General features: G+C 69.6%; 19 protein-coding genes. 4 read left to right on the plus strand and 15 right to left on the minus strand.

Annotation, left to right across the window (positions count from 1 at the left end; translation table 11 throughout):
• Positions 1–107: 107 nt before the first annotated feature.
• The gene (locus M503_RS0104150) at positions 108–1,430 is read left to right on the plus strand and encodes a sigma-54 interaction domain-containing protein (protein WP_028919342.1); all 1,323 of its coding nucleotides are present in this window, start codon (positions 108–110) and stop codon (positions 1,428–1,430) included.
• A 42-nt stretch (positions 1,431–1,472) separates the two neighbouring features.
• On the opposite strand, the gene M503_RS0104155 is transcribed toward M503_RS0104150, so the two are convergent.
• From M503_RS0104155 to M503_RS0104185, 7 genes are all read right to left on the minus strand, one after another.
• On the minus strand, positions 1,473–2,831 hold the full coding sequence (locus M503_RS0104155) for a hypothetical protein (protein ID WP_037060449.1): 1,359 nt from the start codon (positions 2,829–2,831) through the stop codon (positions 1,473–1,475).
• 55 nt (positions 2,832–2,886) lie between these two features.
• Entirely contained in the window at positions 2,887–3,675 is a 789-nt protein-coding gene (locus M503_RS0104160; RefSeq protein WP_028919340.1) for a hypothetical protein, read from the minus strand.
• 12 nt (positions 3,676–3,687) lie between these two features.
• Entirely contained in the window at positions 3,688–4,398 is a 711-nt protein-coding gene (locus M503_RS0104165; protein ID WP_024868409.1) for a C39 family peptidase, read from the minus strand.
• Between the two features lie 151 nt (positions 4,399–4,549).
• On the minus strand, positions 4,550–6,031 hold the full coding sequence (locus M503_RS15655) for an adhesin (RefSeq protein WP_231472314.1): 1,482 nt from the start codon (positions 6,029–6,031) through the stop codon (positions 4,550–4,552).
• A 57-nt stretch (positions 6,032–6,088) separates the two neighbouring features.
• Positions 6,089–6,745, minus strand: a complete 657-nt coding sequence (locus M503_RS0104175; protein ID WP_231472315.1) for a hypothetical protein — start codon at positions 6,743–6,745, stop codon at positions 6,089–6,091.
• Entirely contained in the window at positions 6,742–7,230 is a 489-nt protein-coding gene (locus M503_RS0104180) for a hypothetical protein (protein ID WP_028928117.1), read from the minus strand. The genes M503_RS0104175 and M503_RS0104180 overlap by 4 nt, the downstream gene beginning before the upstream one ends.
• Before the next feature lie 223 nt (positions 7,231–7,453).
• Positions 7,454–8,551, minus strand: a complete 1,098-nt coding sequence (locus M503_RS0104185) for a PA0069 family radical SAM protein (protein WP_028928118.1) — start codon at positions 8,549–8,551, stop codon at positions 7,454–7,456.
• A gap of 105 nt (positions 8,552–8,656) precedes the next feature.
• Here M503_RS0104185 and cls point away from each other — a divergent pair, with 105 nt between their 5' ends.
• The 3 genes from cls (at position 8,657) to M503_RS0104200 (ending at position 11,245) form a co-directional block, all read left to right on the plus strand.
• Positions 8,657–10,096: a cardiolipin synthase gene (gene cls / locus M503_RS0104190; RefSeq protein WP_037060451.1), complete on the plus strand. Its 1,440-nt coding sequence runs from the start codon at positions 8,657–8,659 to the stop codon at positions 10,094–10,096.
• A gap of 121 nt (positions 10,097–10,217) precedes the next feature.
• Positions 10,218–10,490, plus strand: a complete 273-nt coding sequence (locus M503_RS0104195; protein WP_028919335.1) for a hypothetical protein — start codon at positions 10,218–10,220, stop codon at positions 10,488–10,490.
• Complete coding sequence (locus M503_RS0104200) at positions 10,487–11,245, plus strand: pyridoxine 5'-phosphate synthase (RefSeq protein WP_028928120.1); 759 nt, start codon at positions 10,487–10,489, stop codon at positions 11,243–11,245. Before M503_RS0104195 ends, M503_RS0104200 begins: the two co-directional genes overlap by 4 nt.
• Before the next feature lie 126 nt (positions 11,246–11,371).
• On the opposite strand, the gene M503_RS0104205 is transcribed toward M503_RS0104200, so the two are convergent.
• From M503_RS0104205 to gyrB, 8 genes are all read right to left on the minus strand, one after another.
• Positions 11,372–11,785: an ExbD/TolR family protein gene (locus M503_RS0104205; RefSeq protein WP_024868402.1), complete on the minus strand. Its 414-nt coding sequence runs from the start codon at positions 11,783–11,785 to the stop codon at positions 11,372–11,374.
• 3 nt (positions 11,786–11,788) lie between these two features.
• Positions 11,789–12,211 (minus strand): ExbD/TolR family protein, encoded by a 423-nt coding sequence (locus M503_RS0104210; RefSeq protein WP_024868401.1) that lies wholly within the window; start codon positions 12,209–12,211, stop codon positions 11,789–11,791.
• A gap of 41 nt (positions 12,212–12,252) precedes the next feature.
• Entirely contained in the window at positions 12,253–13,008 is a 756-nt protein-coding gene (exbB, locus tag M503_RS0104215; protein WP_024868400.1) for a TonB-system energizer ExbB, read from the minus strand.
• A gap of 80 nt (positions 13,009–13,088) precedes the next feature.
• Positions 13,089–13,760 (minus strand): energy transducer TonB, encoded by a 672-nt coding sequence (locus M503_RS0104220; protein ID WP_037060453.1) that lies wholly within the window; start codon positions 13,758–13,760, stop codon positions 13,089–13,091.
• A gap of 146 nt (positions 13,761–13,906) precedes the next feature.
• Positions 13,907–15,079 (minus strand): tetratricopeptide repeat protein, encoded by a 1,173-nt coding sequence (locus tag M503_RS0104225; protein WP_028928121.1) that lies wholly within the window; start codon positions 15,077–15,079, stop codon positions 13,907–13,909.
• A 112-nt stretch (positions 15,080–15,191) separates the two neighbouring features.
• Complete coding sequence (locus M503_RS0104230) at positions 15,192–15,968, minus strand: M48 family metallopeptidase (RefSeq protein WP_231472316.1); 777 nt, start codon at positions 15,966–15,968, stop codon at positions 15,192–15,194.
• Positions 15,969–16,078: 110 nt separating this feature from the next.
• On the minus strand, positions 16,079–16,846 hold the full coding sequence (locus M503_RS0104235; RefSeq protein ID WP_231472317.1) for a CPBP family intramembrane glutamic endopeptidase: 768 nt from the start codon (positions 16,844–16,846) through the stop codon (positions 16,079–16,081).
• 61 nt (positions 16,847–16,907) lie between these two features.
• Positions 16,908–19,352: a DNA topoisomerase (ATP-hydrolyzing) subunit B gene (gene gyrB, locus M503_RS0104240; RefSeq protein WP_028919330.1), complete on the minus strand. Its 2,445-nt coding sequence runs from the start codon at positions 19,350–19,352 to the stop codon at positions 16,908–16,910.
• Between the last annotated feature and the right edge of the window lie 90 nt (positions 19,353–19,442).

The following is a 19,442-nucleotide window of genomic DNA, read 5'->3' on the forward strand; positions in this document are numbered from 1 at the left end:
CACGCCCACCCACTGTCACCGGACGATGACGGCCTGACGGCGCGCCCTTGCGCCGCCGGCGGCCATCCGCCGGTCGGCATGCGGAGCGACGCAGGGAGCAAGGAACGATGGCGGTAGTTCCCGAAATCCGACCACGCTGCATGATCTGGCTGGGGCAGCCCACGCCCCGCGAACGCGAGCTGCTGGCCGCGGCTGGCTGGGAGCTGCGCGTGATCGACGATCCCCGCGGCGCGCGCATCGGCCTGCGCGGCGGCGACCGCGTCGCCGTCCTGCTCGACCTGCGCGGCGCCGAACCGGCCTGGGCCGACGCGATGCGCGGCCTGCTCGGCCCGCATTCCGACCTGCCGCTGATGCTGCTAGGAGGCCCGCGCGAGGCCACCCGCGGCGAAGGCCTGCTGCAGCTGCGCGAACCGCTGGACCTGGACCAGATCCAGCAGCTGGCGCAGATCGTCGATGGCGGCTGCCAGGACCATGGCCGCGCCGGCACCGACTGCCTGGTCGGCAACAGCGCGCCGATGCTGGCCGTGCGCGCGGCCCTGTACAAGTTCGCGCCGGTGGACCTGCCGGTGCTGGTCACCGGCGAAACCGGCACCGGCAAGGAACTGGCCGCGCGCGCCCTGCACGAGATGTCCTCGCGGCGCGGCCGCCCGTTCATCGCGGTCAACTGCGGGGCGCTGCCGGCGACGCTGGTGCAGTCGGAACTGTTCGGCCACGAGAAGGGCGCGTTCACCGGCGCCACCGCGCGCAGGATCGGCCTGTTCGAGGCCGCCGACGGCGGCACCATCTTCCTCGACGAGATCGGCGACCTGCCGCTGGACGCGCAGACCAACCTGCTGCGCGTGCTGCAGGAAGGCACGCTCGAGCGGGTCGGCAGCCACCACACCATCCGCATCGACGTGCGCGTGGTCGCGGCCACCCACGTCGACCTCGAGGAAGCGGTGGCGCAGGGCCGGTTCCGTGAGGACCTGTTCTACCGCCTCGACGTCCTGCGCCTGCACATGCCGCCGCTGCGCGAACGCGGCGACGACGTGGAACTGCTTGCGAAGCACTTCCTGGCCGCGTTCCGCGAGCAGCACCGCGTTCGCGCGCGCGGCTTCGACGCGTCCGCCCGCCGCCAGCTGCGCGCCCACGCCTGGCCGGGCAACGTGCGCGAACTGCTCAACCGCGTGCGCCGCGCGGCGGTGGTGTGCGAAAGCGAGCTGATCGACGCCGCCTCCCTGCAGCTGCACGAGTCGGCGGCCGCGGCGGCCGTGCATGGCGACGGCCTGGACGACGTGCGCGTGCAGGCCGAACGCGAGGCGATCCTCGCCACCCTGCGCGAGTCCGGTTTCAACGTCAGCGAATGCGCGCGGCGCCTGCGGGTATCGCGGGTGACGGTCTACCGGCTGTGCCGCAAGCACCAGCTGGAACTGGAATCGCTGCGCACCTGACAGCGGCTCCGCGACGGCGCCGGCCGGCGTCCCGCACGGCCCTTACAGGCTGTACGGGATCTTGAAGCCGAGGCTGAAGTCCGGCGCGTCCGGGGTCAGGCCGATGCCGAGCAGGCCGACCATGGTCGCGTGCGGGTTGAGCGCGTAGGTCACGCCCAGGTTGAACATCGCCGCGTTGGCGTCGCTGCCGATGACCTTGGTCCACGGCTGCCCGTCGTAGCGGGTGCGGGCGCGGGCGCTCATGCGGTTGCTCAGCGACATGCTGAAGCTGGTGCGTTCGTTGAAGGCGAAGGCCACGCCGGCGCCGTAGTAGAACGAGTCGCCGAGCTTCACCTCGCCCGGGTTGACCGTGTCCGGGTTGTTGTCGATGTCGTCGAAGCTGGACTTGAACGAATAGGTGTAGCCGATGTTGCCGAACAGGATCGCCGGGTCGCTGGTCTTCACCGCCGACAGGCCGATGCTGGTCTGCCAGGCGCCGTTGCCGGTGGGCTGCTCCTCGGGCACGGCGAAGCGGATGAAGTCGTCGTCGTCGCGTTCCAGCACCCGCCACGGGATCCCGTAGGGCTCCTGGCCGGTCGGCGCGGTGACGCCGAAGTTCAGCACCATCTCCGGGCGTGCGCCGCGTTCGGGCAGCAGGCGGAAGTTGGCGCTGGCGGTGATGTCGCCCAGGCCGCTGCCGGTGGTCTCCTCCTGCGCGATCGCCGCGGCCGCGCCGCCGGCGCCGCCCTTCTGGTAGACGGTCTTGCGCGCGATGTAGGGCACGTCCAGGTTGAGGGTGAGGCGCGGGCTGACGCCCCAGCGCGCGGCGAGGTTGTAGTTGAGCGTGTCGGATTCGACGTTCTCGACGGCGATGCTGCCGAGGAAGATCGCGTCCAGGGCGAGGAAGCCGTTGAGGGTGAGCTGCTTGCGGTCGTAGCGGTTGTAGGTGAGGCCGTTCTCGATGGTCAGGCGCTGGTCGAACAGCGCGCGCGCCTGCTGCTTCACGTCGGCCACGCTGCGCGACTCCTCCGCGCGCGCCTTCTCCGCATCCGCGGCGGAACTGGCATAGCCGTCCTGGGGCTGCGCCGGCGAGCCCGAAGGTTCGGCCGGGGGCTCGGCCCGCGCCGCTGCCGCGGCCGCGGCGGTGGCTGCCGGGGTCTGCGCCAGCGGCGTGCCGGCAGCCGGGACCTTGCCGGCCAGGCGCGCCTGCAGCGCCTGCACCTGCATGTCCAGTTCGCGCAGGCGCCGCACTTCCTGGGCGTAGCTGGCCTTCAGCTCGGCCAGCTGGGAGGCGAGCTGGCGCAGGTCCGCCTCGTCTTCCGGGTTGGAGGCGTCGGCCTGCTGGGCCAGGGCGCCCGGAGCCGCGGCCCCCAGCGCCACGGCGATCGCGATACGCAGTGCGGAAGCGGATGCCGCCGGCATCTTCCTGATCACGTGCTTCTCCTTGCTCGCTGCGGTTGGCAGGCCGGAGCCTGCGTCAGTAGCCGACGGCGATGCCGCGGCTCAGTGCGATCGCTTGGGCGACGTTCTGCCCGAGCGAGGCGCGTGCCTGGGTGCTGCTGCTGCGGACCAGGTCCAGTTCCAGCCAGTTGCTGGCCATCTGCCCGTCGCTGGCCAGCTGGATGCTCTGGCCCATGCCGCTCTGGCCGATCCACTGCTCTACGGCGCCGTGGCCGTCGACCTGCAGCAGCACGCGGGCGGCGTTTCCGTCCAGCGTGGCCAGCGCGGTCATGCCGTTGACGCTGGTGCTGGCGAGCACCGACGCGGCCGGGTCGGGTTCGGGCGCGGTCGGCACGTCGCCGTCGCGCATGTTGATCGAGGCGACGTTGATCGCGCGGTTGCCGTCGCCGGCGACCTGCACGCTCTGCACCATGCCGCTGGCGTTGGCCAGGCCGGCGGCGTCGACGTGGCGGTCGCCGTCCGGGGTGGGCATCGGCGCGTTCGCCGCAGTGATGCTCACGCGCGGCTCGAAGGTCACCTTCGGCGCCTGCGGGCGGCTGACGTCGACGCCCACTTTCATGGTGCTCTTCAGCTGCGCGCCGGCCTGGGTCTGCCAGGTGGAGACCATGGTCACCCCGAACCACGCCACCTTGTTGTCGCCGACCGTGTAGCGGCCGCGCATGTCGCCCATTTCCTCGTCGCTCAGCTCGACCAGCCCGGTACCCGGGGCCGGCGGCGGCGCCTCTTCGACGTGCGCCAGGGCAGGCAGGGCCACCGGGGTGGTTGCCAGCCCGAGGGCGATGCAGAGCCTGCGTTTGGTGTTCATGGTGGAGTCCTCTCAGAACAGGTCGGCATGGGAGAAACCGAAGTCGAGCAGCTCGGCGTCGGTGATCGGTCCCTGCCGCGCGTACAGCGCCCGCGCACTGGGCCTGGTGGTGGGTTGCAGGAGCACGGTGTTGCGGTCGAAGTCGGTGCCGATAACGACGAATACCGCGCGCGACGGCCAGGCGGCCATGAACTCCGGCAGCGGGATCACCCGGTTGCCGAGGATCGGGTCGCCGACCTCGACGACCTCGCCGCGCACCTGCTTGAGCACGACGAAGTGGCGGAAGCCGTTGACGTCCATCAGGGCCAGGGACGGCACGCGCAGCGAGCGCAGGCGTGCCTCGTCGATGCGGTAGCCGCGGCCGCGCATGCCCAGCGACTCGACGTAGCGCTTGATGTCCAGCAGGGAGAAGCCGCGTTCCTTGACGACTTCCGGGTCGGCCAGCGCGAGCATGCCTTCGATGACCGTGTCCTCGTCCGCATCCAGGTGGTATGCGTAACGCAGGATCGTGGCCAGCGAGGCCGCGCCGCAGCTGTAGTCCGTCTGCTGGCGCACCAGGTGGCGGAAGCGCGATTCGCGCATGCTCTCCACCGGCGTGTGGTACAGCGCGCCGTTGGGCAGTACCCCGCTGAAGGCCACTTCCGCCGCGCGCGCCTGGACAGGCAGCGTGGACAGCAGCGGCAGGGCCAGCAGGGCCAGGCTCGGGAGCAGCGTGCGCGACATGGCGGGTCCTGGTGCGAAAGGGGAATGGGGCGCCGGTTCGATGGAGTTGGAACACCCCGCCCCGGGGGGGCGGAGCGGGGTGTTCCGTGATTTCCCGGCCACGGCGGATGGCCGGGAGTCACTCCTTTGCCCTTGCGGGCCTAACCGTGGATCACTCGCCGGACGGCGGCGGCGGCGGCGGCGGCGGCGGGGTTTCGCCACCACCACCACCCGCGGACGGCTGGGCGACGGCCATCGACAGGCTGTTGGCCTGCTGGTTGCCGGTGCCGGCCGACACGTTCACGCCGATGTTGCCGCTGGCGCGGGCGAAGGCGTCGCCGGACAGCGAGGCGGTGTTGGTCGTGTAGGTATCCACGACGTCACGCGCGATCGTCACGTAGCCGCTGAGGCTGGCCCACAGGTCGGCATAGCCGAGCTCCAGGAAACCGATCTCGCCGCTTTCCTCGCCGGCGTAGGTGCCGCTTTCGGCGTTGTCGAAGCCGATACCACCGACGCCGGGCTTGTTCGGGTTGGCGACCGCGTTCTGGATCGAGGCGTCCATGTCGATATGGCCGGTCTCATTGCCGTTGGTGTGCGGCAGCGCGCCACTCCACGTATCCAGGTAGAAGTTGTCGGTCTGGTAGGAGTTGCCGGTGCCCGCGTAGGTGCCGCTCTCGCTACCGCTGTAGCTGCCACCACCGACGGCGACGGTGCCGCCGGCCACGCGGCCGCGCAGGTCGATGGCGATCCTGTCGTACTGCACGTCACGCTTCGGCGCGTTGAGCGTGAAGTTGTCGTGCGACTGCTGGTTGGAGCTCACGGCAGCCGAGGCGTACCGCGAGGTCGCGACCGAGGCGGCCAGCGCGTTCTTCTGCTGGTTGTTGTTGCCGGAGGTGACGTTCACCCCGATGTTGCCGCTGGCATCGGCGAAGGCGGCGTCGCGGACGCTGGCGACGTTGGTGTTGCCGATGTTCTTGGTGATGTTGCTGGTGCCGAACTGCTGCACGAACACCTTCGAATCGGCCAGGCCGAAGGCGAAGGCGGCGTCGACGGCCGACAGGGCCGCGGCGTTGTCCTGCTGGTTGTTGTCGCCGGCGGCGACGTTGAAGCCGAGGTTGCCTTCGGCGGCGGTCGCGGTGTTGCCGCTGATCGACGCGTCGTTGGTCAGGACGTCGTTCCAGCCGAAGTTGCCGCTGTTGTGCTGGCGGTTGTCGACCACGGCCAGGGAGGCCGAATCGATCGGCAGGTCGCCGGACACGGTCGGGCTGCCGGAGAAGTCGATGTCGGAGGTCAGCGACAGGTCGGACTCGAGTTCCGCCGAGACGCCGTGCTCGTCGAGTTCCTTGTCGACGTTCACGGTGACGTTGACGTTGACGTTCTTGTCGTAGTCGATATCGGTGTCGATGTCCGTATCGATGTCAGTGTCGATGTCGGTCTTCGCCGTGTACTCGTTCTCGACCTTGTTCTTGACCTGGCTCTCCCACTTGTTCTTGACTTCGTTCTCGAACTTGTTCTTGACCGTGTTGGTCAGCTCGTTGTGGCTGGTGTTGTCGATGTGGGTGTCGATGTGGGTGTGGATGTCGACATCGACCGCAGCGGCGTTACCGGCGGCAGTCGCGGCCACGACGGCCACGGCGAGCACGGTCCATTTCATGTTCCCTTTCATGATGTCCTCTCTCTCTTGCTCTGGTTGGGTGGATTTCCTACCGCCTCACGGGCCCGGTGGGAGCGACAACGTCAGGACGTTGCCGGTCTCGTTGGCCGAGCCCGCGATCTGGTTGAGCTGCAGCGCACCCTCGAACCCGCGCAGCGCGGTGGCCTCGACGGCCACGTTGCGGCTCGCGGTCCTCCCCGCCGGGTGCGGGGCGCGCTGACGCTCCGCCGACGCGAACTCGACGGTCGACAGTTGTTGCCTGTCGGTCGTCGACTCGCGCATGCCCTGTTGCGCCAGCACCATCGACACCGCGTTGACTTCCGCGTTGCCGCTGCCGCTGGCCTGGTTGATCGAAGCGAGTCCACCGGCGCCGGCCAGGGCCGAGCCGCCGATCGTGGCGCTGGCCTGGGCCGGGACGTCGTAGACATCGCCGCTGGCCCGCTGGCGCGCGTCCACATGGGTGCTGGCGTTGGGGCCGACCGCGATGGCGCGCAGGTTGGCCTGCCGGTTGTGGTCGCCGGCGGCCTGGTTGACCGCGATCGCGCCCTGGCTCCCGGACAGCGCGCGGTCGTCGATGCGCGACTGCGCCAGGTAGCCGAGCATCTCGGCGTAGGTATCGTCCGCGGCGCGCGCGGCCGTCGCGCTGGCCAGCAGCGCCAGCAGCACCGTCACGGTGAAGGCGAGCTGGCGGAACTGGAGGAATGCGCGCCTCACGGCCCGGTCCCCTGGTTGCCGCCGACCGGGAACTGGGAGAGCGCGCCGGAGATGGTCGGCGCAATGCCGCGGGTGGCGCCGGTGACCGCACCGGTGACGCCGCCGACGCGGCCGCTGATGCTGCCGCCGGAGAGCATGCCTTCGCCGCCGACGCGGCCCAGCGAGCCCTGCAGGGCGCGCTCGGTGGCTGCCGTGGCGAACGGCACCGGGCCGCCCGAGGGACCGGCGGACAGCAGCCCGGAGATCTCGTCGTCGGACATCTCGCCGGTACCCAGGGTCGCGTTGATCTCCCGGTTCGGCTTCGGATCGGCGATCAGGGCGAGGCCCGGCGGCACCTGGCGGTAGGCGTGGCGCGCATGGACGTCGCGCATCACCACCATCTCGCCGCGATTGGGATAGACGCCGATATGGGCGTCCGCAGCGAAGGCCCCGGCGGCGGGCAGCGACGCCAGCAGGAGGCAGGCCAGGATCCGGGTCGGTCGCATCGCGGGTCTCCCATGGAGGGTGGGAGAACAGGAGCACGAGCCGTGCCACCTGATTTTTTCCAGCGGAATCAGCGTGTTGCGAAAGAAGCGGTGGGCGCGGCCGGCAACCGGGTGTTACACCGCGGTTGCGGCGGAAGCAGCCGCGCCCGCGCAAACCCGCGCCGGTACTGCGTTTGCGCCGGTTGTATCGCGGCTGTTACACCCCGGCGGCGCGTTTACAGGTTCAGAACAATTCGCCCTGCGGCGAGGCCGCGCGCGGCGGCGCGAAGCGGCTGCAGTCGAGCCGGTGCCCGCGCAGGCCGGCATAGCCGAAGCGGCGCCAGGCCAGGACGAAGCGCTGCTCCAGCAGGTCCGCGTAGCGCCCGCGTCCGCGCATGCGGGTGCCGAAGCCGGATTCGTAGTCGCGCCCGTCGCGCATCTGCTGCAGCGTGCTCATCACGTGCGCGGCACGGTCGGGCACGTGTGCCTGCAGCCAGTCGCGGAACAGCGGCGCCACCTCGTGCGGCAGGCGCAGCAGGATGTAGCTGGCGCTGCTTGCGCCCGCGGCGCGCGCGGCTTCGAGTACCGCCTCCATCTCGTGGTCGTTGACCCATGGAATGGTCGGCGCGAACAGCACGCCCACCGGCACGCCGGCCGCGTGCAGTTTCTCCATCGCCCGCAACCGCGCGTGCGGCGCGGCCGCGCGCGGTTCCAGCTTCGCCGACAGGTGCGGATCGAGCGAGGTGACCGAGAAGTGCACGTGCACCAGGTCCTGTTCCGCCAGCGGCTGCAGCAGGTCCAGGTCGCGTTCGACCAGCGCGTTCTTGGTGACCAGGCTGACCGGGTGGCGGAACTCCAGCATCACCTCCAGCAGCTGCCTGGTCAGGCGCAGGCGCCGCTCCAGCGGCTGGTAGGCGTCGGTGTTGATCCCCAGCGCGATCGGGCTGGGCTGGTAGCCCTTGCGCGACAGCTCGCGCCGCAGCAGTTCCGGCGCGTTGGTCTTGGCGAAGATCTTCGTCTCGAAGTCCAGGCCGGGGGACAGGTTGAGGTAGGCGTGGCTGGGCCGGGCGAAGCAGTAGCTGCAGCCGTGCTCGCAGCCGCGGTACGGATTGACCGACTGCGAGAAGCCGACGTCGGGCGAACTGTTGCGGCTGATGATGCTGCGCGCGGTTTCCTCGCGGACCTCGGTGCGCGGACGCAGCGGATCCGGCCCGGACTCGTCGTCGGCCGTGGCCGGGTGGCCCGGCACGGTCCAGCCGTCGTCCACGGCTTCGGTGGTGGTGGTTTCGAAGCGGCCCGGCAGGTACTGGCGCGAGCCGCGGCCCTTGATCGTCGCGCCCATCGCCGCAGGGTACGCCGGCCCGGTCTCGCCGGGCGCGACGCGGGCCTCCCCGTACGGTTGCCGTTCAAGCCGCCTTACGCACCGGGGCTCGCCTAGAATCGGGCCATGACTCCACTGCTTGAGTTGTGGGACCGGCTCGTCGACCTGCCCCGCCTGGGCCTGTACCTGGGTCTCGCGTGGGCGTTGTACATGGTGGGCCTGGGGGTATGGATCGTGCTGCAGAAGCGCGAACCGGTGGCCACCCTGAGCTGGCTGATGTCGCTGGCGCTGCTGCCGTACATCGGCTTCGTCATCTACTTCCTGCTCGGCCCGCAGAAGATCCAGCGCCAGCGCCTGCGCCGCGGCCGTTCGCGCACGGGCATGGAGCAGTTCAGCGGCCTGGCCGGCGAGGAGCTGAAGTCGGTCGAACTGGCGCGCCTGGGCCAGTCGGTCACCGGCCTGCCGCCCTCGACCGCCGCCGCGGTGCAGTGGCTGGTGGACGGCAGCGGCAAGTATCCGGCGCTGCTGGAGGCGATCGCTTCGGCGCAACACCACATCCACCTGCAGTACTACATCTGGATGCCGGACCGGACCGGCAAGGCCTTCCTCGAGGCGCTGGTCGAGCGCGCCCGCGCCGGCGTGCAGGTGCGGCTGCTGCTGGACGCGGTCGGCTCCGGGAAGATCCGGCGTCGCCACCTGCAACCGCTGCTCGATGCCGGCGGCCAGGTGTGCTGGTTCCATCCGACGAAGTTCCGGCCCTTCACCCGGCCGTGGCTCAACCTGCGCAGCCACCGCAAGATCGTCGTGATCGACGGCCACACCGGTTTCATCGGCGGGATGAACATCACCGACGAGGAGGACGAACGCCTGCTGCCGGAGGCCTACCGCGACCTGCACCTGCGCGTGGACGGCGAGGTCGTGCGCAGCCTGCAGCTGGTGTTCGTGGAGGACTGGATCTACGCCGACAGCTGCCCTGCGTCGGACTTCGGCGCGCCCGAGTACTGGCCGGCCTGCGACCCGGGCCCGGTGCGCGCGCAGGTGCTGGTGTCCGGCCCGGATTCGTCCTGGGAAGCGATCCATCGCCTGCACGTGGCCGCGATCCACGAGGCGCGGCGCCGGGTGTGGCTGGTCACGCCCTACTTCGTCCCCGGCGAGGCGGCGCGCATGGCGCTGACCTCGGCGGCGTTGGGTGGCCTGGACACGCGCCTGCTGGTGCCGCGCTGGAGCGATTCGCGGCTGGTCACGCTGGCCGCGCGCTCGTATTTCGACGAGCTGCTCAAGGCCGGCGTGCAGGTCTACGAGTACGGGCCGCGCATGCTGCACACCAAGGCCCTGCTTGCCGACGACCTGTGCATCGTCGGCAGCGCCAACTTCGACCACCGCAGCTTCCGCCTGAACTTCGAGGCCTCGCTGATGCTGCAGGACGCCGAATCCTGCGCCGGACTGGAACAGCTGCTGCAGGGCGAGTTCCTGCGCGCGCGGCGGGTGCGCCTGGACCGGCCGTCGGGCCTGTGGCGGCACCGCCTGCCCGAGGCCTGCGCGCGCCTGATGTCGCCGCTGCTGTAGGCCGCGGCGACGGGCGGACGGGCGCCGCGGATGCGCGGTGGCCGCCGGGGCCCGCGTCGCGGCATCATGGCGGCCGACCGCGGCACGGGGCCACGGTGCTCCACCGGGAGGCTATCGATCGATGCACTGGCTTTACCTGCTGCTGGCCGTCGGCGCGCTGCTGCTGGCGATGAACGCATCCCATGTCTGGCTGGTCATGCTGGCGCTGCTGGCCACGCTGGGTTTCCTCGCCCTCTGGGCGCGCGGCTGGTACCTGGAGCGCATCGGCGAGAGCCAGCGCGACGAGTCGGCGATGATCGACCCGGTCGAACTGCGCCGCCTGCGCGAACTGGCCGAGGCCCGCAGGCGCGCCGCCGCCACCGGCGCGAGCGATGCGGAGCCGCCGCAGGCATGAGCACCCGGCTGAGCGTCAACGTCAACAAGGTTGCGGTGCTGCGCAACTCGCGCGGCGGCCAGGAGCCGGACGTCGCCGCCGCCGCGCGCGCCTGCCTGGCAGCGGGCGCGCACGGCATCACCGTGCATCCGCGCCCGGACCGGCGCCACATCGTCGCCGAGGACCTGCCGCCGCTGGCCGCGCTCACCGCGGAGTTCGGCGTGGAACTCAACATCGAGGGCAATCCGTTCGCGCCGCCGCGCCCGGGCTATCCGGGCCTGCTCGAGCTGTGCCGGCAGGTGCGCCCGGCCCAGGTCACCCTGGTGCCCGACAGCGACGGCCAGCTGACCTCCGACCATGGTTTCCGCTTCGACGGCGACACCGGCGCGCTGGCCGCGCAGGTCGCCGGCTTCGCCGCGCTCGGCTGCCGGGTCAGCCTGTTCGTCGATCCGGACGTCGACCAGCTGGAACGCGCCGCGGCCCTGGGCGCGCACCGCATCGAGATCTACACCGGTCCCTACGCGGAAGCCTTCGCCGCCGGCGACCCGGGCCAGGCCCTGGCCGCCTGCGCCGCCACCGCGCGCCGGGCCAGCGCCGCCGGGCTCGGGGTGAACGCCGGCCACGACCTCTCGCAGGCCAACCTGGGGCTGTTCCTGGACACGGTACCCGGCGTGGAGGAGGTCTCGATCGGCCACGCCCTGGTCGGCGAGGCGCTGTACGCCGGGCTGGACGCCACCGTGCGCGGCTACCTGTCGATCCTGGAGCGCGCCAGCTGAGCCCTCCGGCGGCACGCCGTCCGTTTCCCATGCGCGCATAAAAAACGCCGCCCCGGAGGGCGGCGTCAGTGGCTTGCCTTGCGGTCCCGCCGCTGCAGGAAGCGGGACCTGCGAGGCGCGCCAGTCTTACTGGTTGACGAAGTTGATCTTCATCATCTGCGCGTTCTTCGCGGCCGCCAGCACCCGGGCCGTGGTCTCGTACTCCGAGTCCGCGCTGGCGTCGATGCGCAGCTCCGGCTGGTTGGTCGGATCGCGCTGCACTTCGGTCTCCATCATCTGGGGCAGCGCGGCCAGCGAGACCGGGCTGTTGTTCCAGAAGACCTGGTTGGTGGCATCGATGCGCAGGTCGATCGGCGGCGGCGGTTCGCGCAACTGCGGCGGCGGGTTGATGACCCGCTGCGGCAGGGCCACGTCGATCTGGTAGGTCATGATCGGCGCGGTGACGATGAAGATGATCAGCAGCACCAGCATCACGTCCACGAGGGGCGTGACGTTGATGTCGGCCATGGGGCCCTTGCCGGATCCGGAACTGAAAGCCATGGCTTAGTGACCCTTCTCTTTGGTGGCGACGAAGCCCACGTCGAGCATGCCCTGGTTCTGCGCGATCTTGGTCACGTCACTGATGATGCGCATCTTCGTGGTCTTGTCGCCACGCAGGTTGAGCTTGGGCTGCGGCGTCTGCTGGGCGACGCTGGAAAGACGCGACTCGATCACCTCGCGGGTGACCGGCTCGTCGTTCCAGAACAGCGAGCCATCCTCCTTCACCGAGATGGTGATGGGCATGACCCGCGGTTCGTCCTCGTCCTTGGCGACGACGTCCGTTTCCGGCAGCTCGATCTTCACTTTGTGCTGCATCAGCGGCGCAGTGATGATGAAGATGATGAGCAGCACCAGCATCACGTCCACGAGGGGCGTGACGTTGATGTCGGCCATTGGGCCGCCGCTGTTGTCGGAACTGAAGGCCATGCGGGCTCTCCGTTACTTGCCTGCGACTTCTGGGAACCGGCTCAGCGCACGCGCGAGCCGGTGGCGAAGAAGTCGTGCAGATCGTGAGCGAACGAATCGAACTTGGCGATCGTGGCGCTGTTGATCTTGCTGAAGAAGTTGTAGGCGAACACGGCCGGGATCGCGACGAACAGACCGATCGCGGTCATGATCAGCGCTTCACCCACCGGGCCGGCGACGGCGTCGATCGAGGCGGAGCCGGTGGCACCGATCTTGATCAGCGCGCCGTAGATGCCCCACACGGTGCCCAGCAGGCCGACGAACGGAGCGGTCGCACCGACGGTCGCCAGCAGGATCATGCCCGACTGCAGCTTGCTGCTCTCGCGGGTGACGGCTTGGCGCAGGGCGCGGTCGACGAACTCGGAGCGGCTCAGCGACTCGCCCAGGCCGGTGCCGGCGCCTTCGGCGCGCTGGTGGTGGGCGGCGGCCTGCGCGGCGTCCAGGGCGATCTTCGAGAACGGCTCGCTACGCGGCTGCTCTTCCATCGCACGGATGGCTTCCTGGGCGTTCGGGGCGTCCCAGAACGCGTTGACCACGCGGTCGGCGGCCGACTTCAGGCGGGTGTTCTTGATGGCGTTGAAGATGGTCCAGTACCAGGACGCGGCCGACATCAGGACCAGGGTGAGGAGCACGATCCACGAGACGGCGAACTCGCCCGGATTGGCGACCATCTCGCTCAGCAGGTGGTCGAAGCCCATCTGCGTGAGGGCGGAGGCGTTGCCCCCGGCGGCGGCGGCGATGAAGAGTTCCTGCAGCATGACGCTTACCTTTGGTTTGTTTGGTGGAGAAGGAAGGCGGAAACGCTAGGCCCGGTTTCCGTCAGGGAAACAAACGGACATCAACCCAGGGTGAAGTTCACCGGGACCCGAACGCGACCGGCCGCCTTCTGGCCGTTCACAGTCGCGGGATTGAAACGCCACTTGCGGGCGGCCTCCATGGCGGCGCGGTCCAGGTCACGGTTGCGGCTGGACTTCTCGACCGACACGTTGGTCACGTTGCCGTTGGCGTCGACATCGATGACCAGGATGACCTCGCCCTCGATGCCGGCGCGCGCGGCGGCCGGCGGATAGCGCGGCGGATTCATGTTCTTCGACGAGATGTCGACGCTGGCGCCGATGTCGGCGACCGGGGCCGGCGGGGCCGGCGGAGACGGCTCCTGGTACACGTCGGTCGGGCGCGGCTCGGCCACGTCGATCGGCGGGGCTTCCGGCGGCGGCGGAACCGGGGACGGCTTCGGCGGCGACAGCTCCTTGATCGGCGGCGGCGGCTTGTCCTGCGGCGGCGGCGGCGGCGGCGGCGGGGGCGGCGGCGGCGGTGCGTCGACGAGGGTGACGAGGACGTTGCGCTCTTCCTTGACGTCGGCCTTGGGGGCGACGGCCGGGATCAGCAGCAGCATGAGCGCGGCCAGGTGCAGCGCGATGACGAACGCAATGCCGATGATGCGCGGCCAGCTGAGCCCGCGATCCTCGGTTTCTTCGTAGTTCCTGTGGACGACCAGTTGTTCAGCCATGCGCCTAGTGACTCGGGTGTGGGGCCGGGCCTCGAGGAAAGCGTTTCCACCAGAGGCCCAGGTTCTCGCGGGTGACACCGCATGAACCGCCAAGCATATACCAAATACCGCGTCCGATGCCTAGGACGCGGCGCTTTTACGTTTTCTTACTTCAAGTTGATGATCTTGCGGGCGTCCTCGGGCTTCTTCACGCCCTTGGCCAGCGCCTGCTGGGCCGCCTGCTTGGCCTCCGGGACGCGGCCTTCCTGCCACAGCACGCGGGCCAGGTTCAGGTAGGTCTCGCCGTCCTTGGACAGGGGGGCGGCCTTCTGCCAGGCGTCGATCGCCTGCGGGATCTGCTCGCTGTAGTAGTAGGACTGGGCCAGGGCCACGTAGGTCTGGTAGTCCTGCTTCAGCACGCCCTTCTGCACGCCCTCGTTGATGACCGCGATGACGTCCTTCTCGCGGCCGTCCATGTTGGCGTAGGTCACGTACAGCTGGCGGTACTCGCGCTCCTCGGTGAGCTGGCCGGCGGCACGCAGCTTCTCCATCACCTCGGCGGCCTTGTCCATGCGGTCGGCCTGGGCGTAGATGGTGGCCAGGTTGACCTGGGTCTTCTTGTCGTTCGGGTTCTTCGCCACCAGCTGTTCGGCGAGGGCGATCGCCGCGTCGTTCTGGTCGGATTCGGCGTAGGCCGCCATCAGCAGCTGGACCCAGTTGTCCTTCGGCTCCGGCGTCGAATCGATCGCCTGCTTCAGCACCGGGATCGCTTCCTGGAAGCGCTCCAGCTGGTACAGCGCCTGGCCCTTCAGTGCCAGGTCGTCGGCCTTCTTCGACCCGCTTTCGGCGAGGTAGCGGTCGAGGGTGGCCAGGCCTTCCTGCAGTTCGTCGTCGCCCAGCTGCAGCTGCGCCAGCATCAGCATCGACTGGAAGTGGCCGTTGTTGTCGAGGCCGCCGATTTCCAGCGCCTGCTTCAGGTAGGCCTTCGCCGCCGGGATGTCGTCCAGGTTGTACGCGGCCTGCGCGGCCAGCTGCGCGGCGACCGAGCGGTCGTATTCGTTGGCCACGTCCAGCGCCAGGATCTCGTCGGCGAGGACGCGGGTCTGCTCGGCGTCGTCCTTGTTGTAGACGTCGATCAGCTTCTGCAGCTTCTTGCCGGCCTTGGCCGACGGCTTGATGCCCGGTTCCTCGCGCGTGGCCTCCGGGAACATCGCTTCCGCCTTCGCGGACTTCTTCGATTTGGCCGAAGTCGGGGCGGCGGCCGCGTCGGCGATCACCACGCCCCCGAGCGCGGCAGCGACGAACAGCGACAGGAGGGCTTGCTTGCTGCGGAATTTCATTGGATCACCTCTTGCGGGCCGCCTGTTTTCGGGCGGCGACGGAAACCGGGTCGGCAACGCTAACAGAACCGGCCTTCTTACGGAATGGCACAAGCTGCCAGTTTTTTTCGGGTCACGGACCGCACTGTGGCGTACGGCCGGCGCGTCGCGCCTCCTGCGCGAGCGGCTGCAGCGCGGGCGCGCGGGCTTCCAGCGCACGGATGCGGTTCTGCGGATCCGGGTGCGTGGACAGCCACTCCGGCGAACGTCCGCCGCCGGAAGCCATCATGTTCTGCCACAGGTCCACGGCCTGCGCCGGATCGAAACCGGCCTGGGCCATCAGGCGCTGGCCGATCTCGTCGGCCTCGCTCTCCTGGGTGCGCGAGAACGGTAGCAGCACGCCCAGCTGGGCCAGCGTGCCGCCGCCCTGGGTCACCAGGTCGCTGCCGGTCTGGCCATAGCGGGCGCCGGCGAGTGCACCGATCACCGCCAGTCCGGTCGACGTCGCCGCCTGGCGGGAGACGCGTTCGTTGGTGTGGCGCGCGTAGACGTGGCCGATCTCATGGCCGATCACCGCCGCCAGCTGGTCCTGGTTCTTCGCCACCTTGAACATGCCGCTGTTCACGCCGACCTTGCCGCCGGGCAGCGCGAACGCGTTGGGCGTGTCGTCGACGAACACCGCCGTTTCCCACGGCAGGTTGCGCCATTCGGGCGGCAGGTGCGGGACGAGGGCATCGACCACGCATTGCACGTAGCGGCTCTGCTGGCCGCCCGTGGTCTGCTGCTTGCTCTTCATCTCGGCGAAGGCCTGCGCGCCCATCTGGTTGAGCTGGGCGTCCGAATAGGCCATGTACTGGGTACGGCCGGTCGGCGAAGTCGTGGTCGCGCACGCCGCGACGACGACCGCCATTGCCAACGCGAGCGCGGTCGGCTTCCAGTGCATGTGCAGGGCAACCCCCGTTCCGGTACCTGAAGGAAAGTGTCCGCGTTGCCGGCTTAACTTTTCGTCAAGCGGGTCCTTCAGGCCAGGCCGTGCAGGGCCAGCGCTATGCCGTTGTTCAGCGCGTGGGCGATCACCGCCGCCCACAGCGTGCCGGTGCGCCAGTACACCCAGGCGAAGACCGCGCCCAGGCCGCCGTAGACCAGCCACAGCAGCAGCATCGCCGGCAGCGTGTTGCCGTGGCTGAGGAAGGGCACTTCGTGGGCCAGGGCGAAGGCCAGGCTGCTGAGCACCAGGCCCAGCCAGGGGCGGCCGGCGCGCAGGAACCGCCCGAACAGCACGCGCCGGAACAGCAGTTCCTCGTAGGCCGGGGCCAGGACCACGACGAACAGGGCCAGGAACACCGGCCAGCGCGCAGCGGCTTCCTCGACCATCGCCTCGTTGGTCGGCACCGGTTCGATGCCGGCCTGCCGGCCCAGCCAGCTGAACAGCGACGAACCGAGGAATACGAGCACGCCGCCGGCCAGGGTCCAGCCCCAGGTCAAGGGCCGCCGCAGCGCCGCCAAGGAGCGGGCGCGTTCGGCGGCGCTGGCCGGCTGGCGCAGGAAGTACAGGCTGAGCGCGATGGTTCCAGTGGAAAAGATCACCAGCACGATCTGCGCGAGCACGCCGGGCTGGCCGATCCCCCTCGCGAACTGGCCCGGGTCGGCGCCGGACTGCTGCAGCGTGATGAGCTGCCACAGGCCCCAGGCGATGCCGCCGGCGAGGCTGATCGCCAGCATGAGGAACACCGCCAGGCCGATGTCGGCGAGGAACGCGCCGACCAGCGGCGCGGTGCGTGGCGGCATGGCAGGCACGTCCGGCGGCAGCGCCGGTGGCGCTGCCGATGCCGGGACGGCGGCCCCCGGATCAGACATCCAGGTTGGCGACCTTCAAGGCGTTGGTCTCGATGAACTCGCGGCGCGGCTCGACCACGTCGCCCATCAGCGTGCTGAAGATGCGGTCGGCGGCGACCGCGTCCTCGATGCGCACGCGCAGCAGGCGGCGGGTATCCGGGTTCACCGTGGTTTCCCACAGCTGCTCGGGGTTCATTTCGCCCAGGCCCTTGAAGCGCTGGATCTGGCGGCCCTTCTTCGCCTCCTCCAGCAGCCAGGCCTGGGCCTGGGCGAAGCTGGTGACCGGCTGCGACTTGCCGCCGCGCACGACCTGCGCGCCTTCGCGGACCAGGCCGTGCAGCAACGCCGCGGCGTCGCGCAGCGGGCGCAGCTCGCCGCTTTCGAAGATCGACAACGGCAGCACCTGCAGCAGCTCCTCGCCCATGTGCCGGCGGGTGACCTGCAGCGCAGCCGGGCGCGACTCGGTGGCCGGCAGCAGCTTCAGCGCATAGCGCGGGCTGCCGAGCTTGCCGCGGTTGAGGCGCGCTTCCAGCGCCTGCAGTTCGTGCTGCCCGTCGGTGTTCTGCGCCAGGTGCTGCGCGTCCAGCGGGGTGAAGTCGATCAGCGCTTCCAGCAGCAGCGGGTCGAAGCGGTGGCTGTTGCGCGCGATCGCCTCGCGCGCGCCGGCGTAGGCCAGCAGCAGCTTCTCCAGGCCCTCGCCGCTCACCGGCGGTTCGCCCTCGGCCGGCACCAGCGCCGCGTTCTCCACGGCATTGCTGGCCAGGTAGCTGTCCAGCGCCGCGTCGTCCTTGAGGTACAGCTCGGTCTTGCCCTGCTTGATCTTGTACAGCGGCGGCAGGCCGATGTAGACGTGGCCGCGCTCGATCAGCTCCGGCATCTGCCGGTAGAAGAACGTCAGCAGCAACGTGCGGATGTGCGAGCCGTCCACGTCCGCGTCGGTCATGATGATGATGCGGTGGTAGCGCAGCTTGTCCGGGTTGTACTCGTCCTTGCCGATGCCGGTGCCCAGCGCGGTGATCAGCGTGCCGACCTCCGCCGAGGACAGCATGCGGTCGAAGCGCGCGCGTTCCACGTTGAGGATCTTGCCGCGCAGCGGCAGCACCGCCTGGTTCTTGCGGTTGCGGCCCTGCTTGGCCGAGCCGCCCGCCGAGTCGCCCTCGACGATGAACAGTTCGGACAGTGCCGGATCCTTCTCCTGGCAGTCGGCCAGCTTGCCCGGCAGGCCGGCGATATCGAGCGCGCCCTTGCGGCGGGTCAACTCGCGCGCCTTGCGCGCGGCCTCGCGGGCACGGGCGGCGTCGACCACCTTTTCCGCGATGGCACGGGCTTCCTGCGGGTGTTCCTGGAGGAACTCCTCCAAACGCGCACCGAACGTGCTCTCAACTGCCGGCTTCACCTCGGAACTGACCAGCTTCTCCTTGGTCTGGCTGGAGAAGCTCGGGTCCGGGACCTTCACCGACAGCACGGCGATCATGCCTTCGCGCATGTCGTCGCCGGACAGGTTGATCTTGGCCTGCTTGGCCAGGCCGTTCTGCTCGATGTAGTTGGTGAGGGTGCGGGTCAGCGCGGCGCGGAAGCCGGCCAGGTGGGTACCGCCGTCCTTCTGCGGGATGTTGTTGGTGAAGCAGAACATCGTTTCCTGGTAGGCGTCGGTCCACTGCAGGGCCACGTCCACCACGATGCCGTTGGCTTCGCCGGTCACCGAGATCACGTTCGGGTGCAGCGGCGTCTTCAGCTGGGCCAGGTGCTCGACGAAGCTGCGGATGCCGCCTTCGTACTGGAACACGTCCTGGCGGCCTTCGCCGCGCTCGTCGATCAGGGTGATCTTGACCCCGGAGTTCAGGAACGAGAGCTCGCGCAGGCGGCGCGCCAGGATCTCGTAGTGGAACTCGGTGTCGGTGAAGATTTCCGCCGCCGGCTTGAAGCGCAGGCAGGTACCGCGGCGCTCGGAGGCTTCCAGCTGCTTGAGCGGGTACAGCGGCTCGCCCAGCGCGTATTCCTGCTGCCAGTGGAAACCGTCGCGCCAGATGTCCAGCCACAGGTGCTCGGACAGCGCGTTGACCACCGACACGCCGACGCCGTGCAGGCCGCCGGAAACCTTGTAGCTGTTGTCGTCGAACTTGCCGCCGGCGTGGAGCACGGTGAGGATCACCTCGGCCGCCGAACGGCCCTCCTCCTTGTGCGTATCCACCGGGATGCCGCGGCCGTTGTCGGAGACCGCCACCGAGCCGTCCTCGAGGATGCGGACGACGATGTCGTCGGCATGGCCGGCCAGGGCTTCGTCGACCGAGTTGTCGACCACCTCGAACACCATGTGGTGCAGGCCGGTGCCATCATGCACGTCGCCGATGTACATGCCGGGGCGCTTGCGCACCGCTTCCAGGCCACGCAGGACGGTGATCTTGCTGGAGTCGTAGGAATCGTTGACGGGGGTGGAGCTCTGGATCTGTTCGCTCATGCGCTCGCCGCAATCGGGGCCGGGCCGCGGCAGGAGGCCACGACACCTTAGCTATAGGAATCAGCGGCTGATTATAGCAGCCCCGCCCCC

This window comes from Pseudoxanthomonas suwonensis J47 (assembly GCF_000513955.1).
In the GTDB taxonomy this organism is placed as follows: Bacteria; Pseudomonadota; Gammaproteobacteria; order Xanthomonadales; family Xanthomonadaceae; genus Pseudoxanthomonas; species Pseudoxanthomonas suwonensis_C.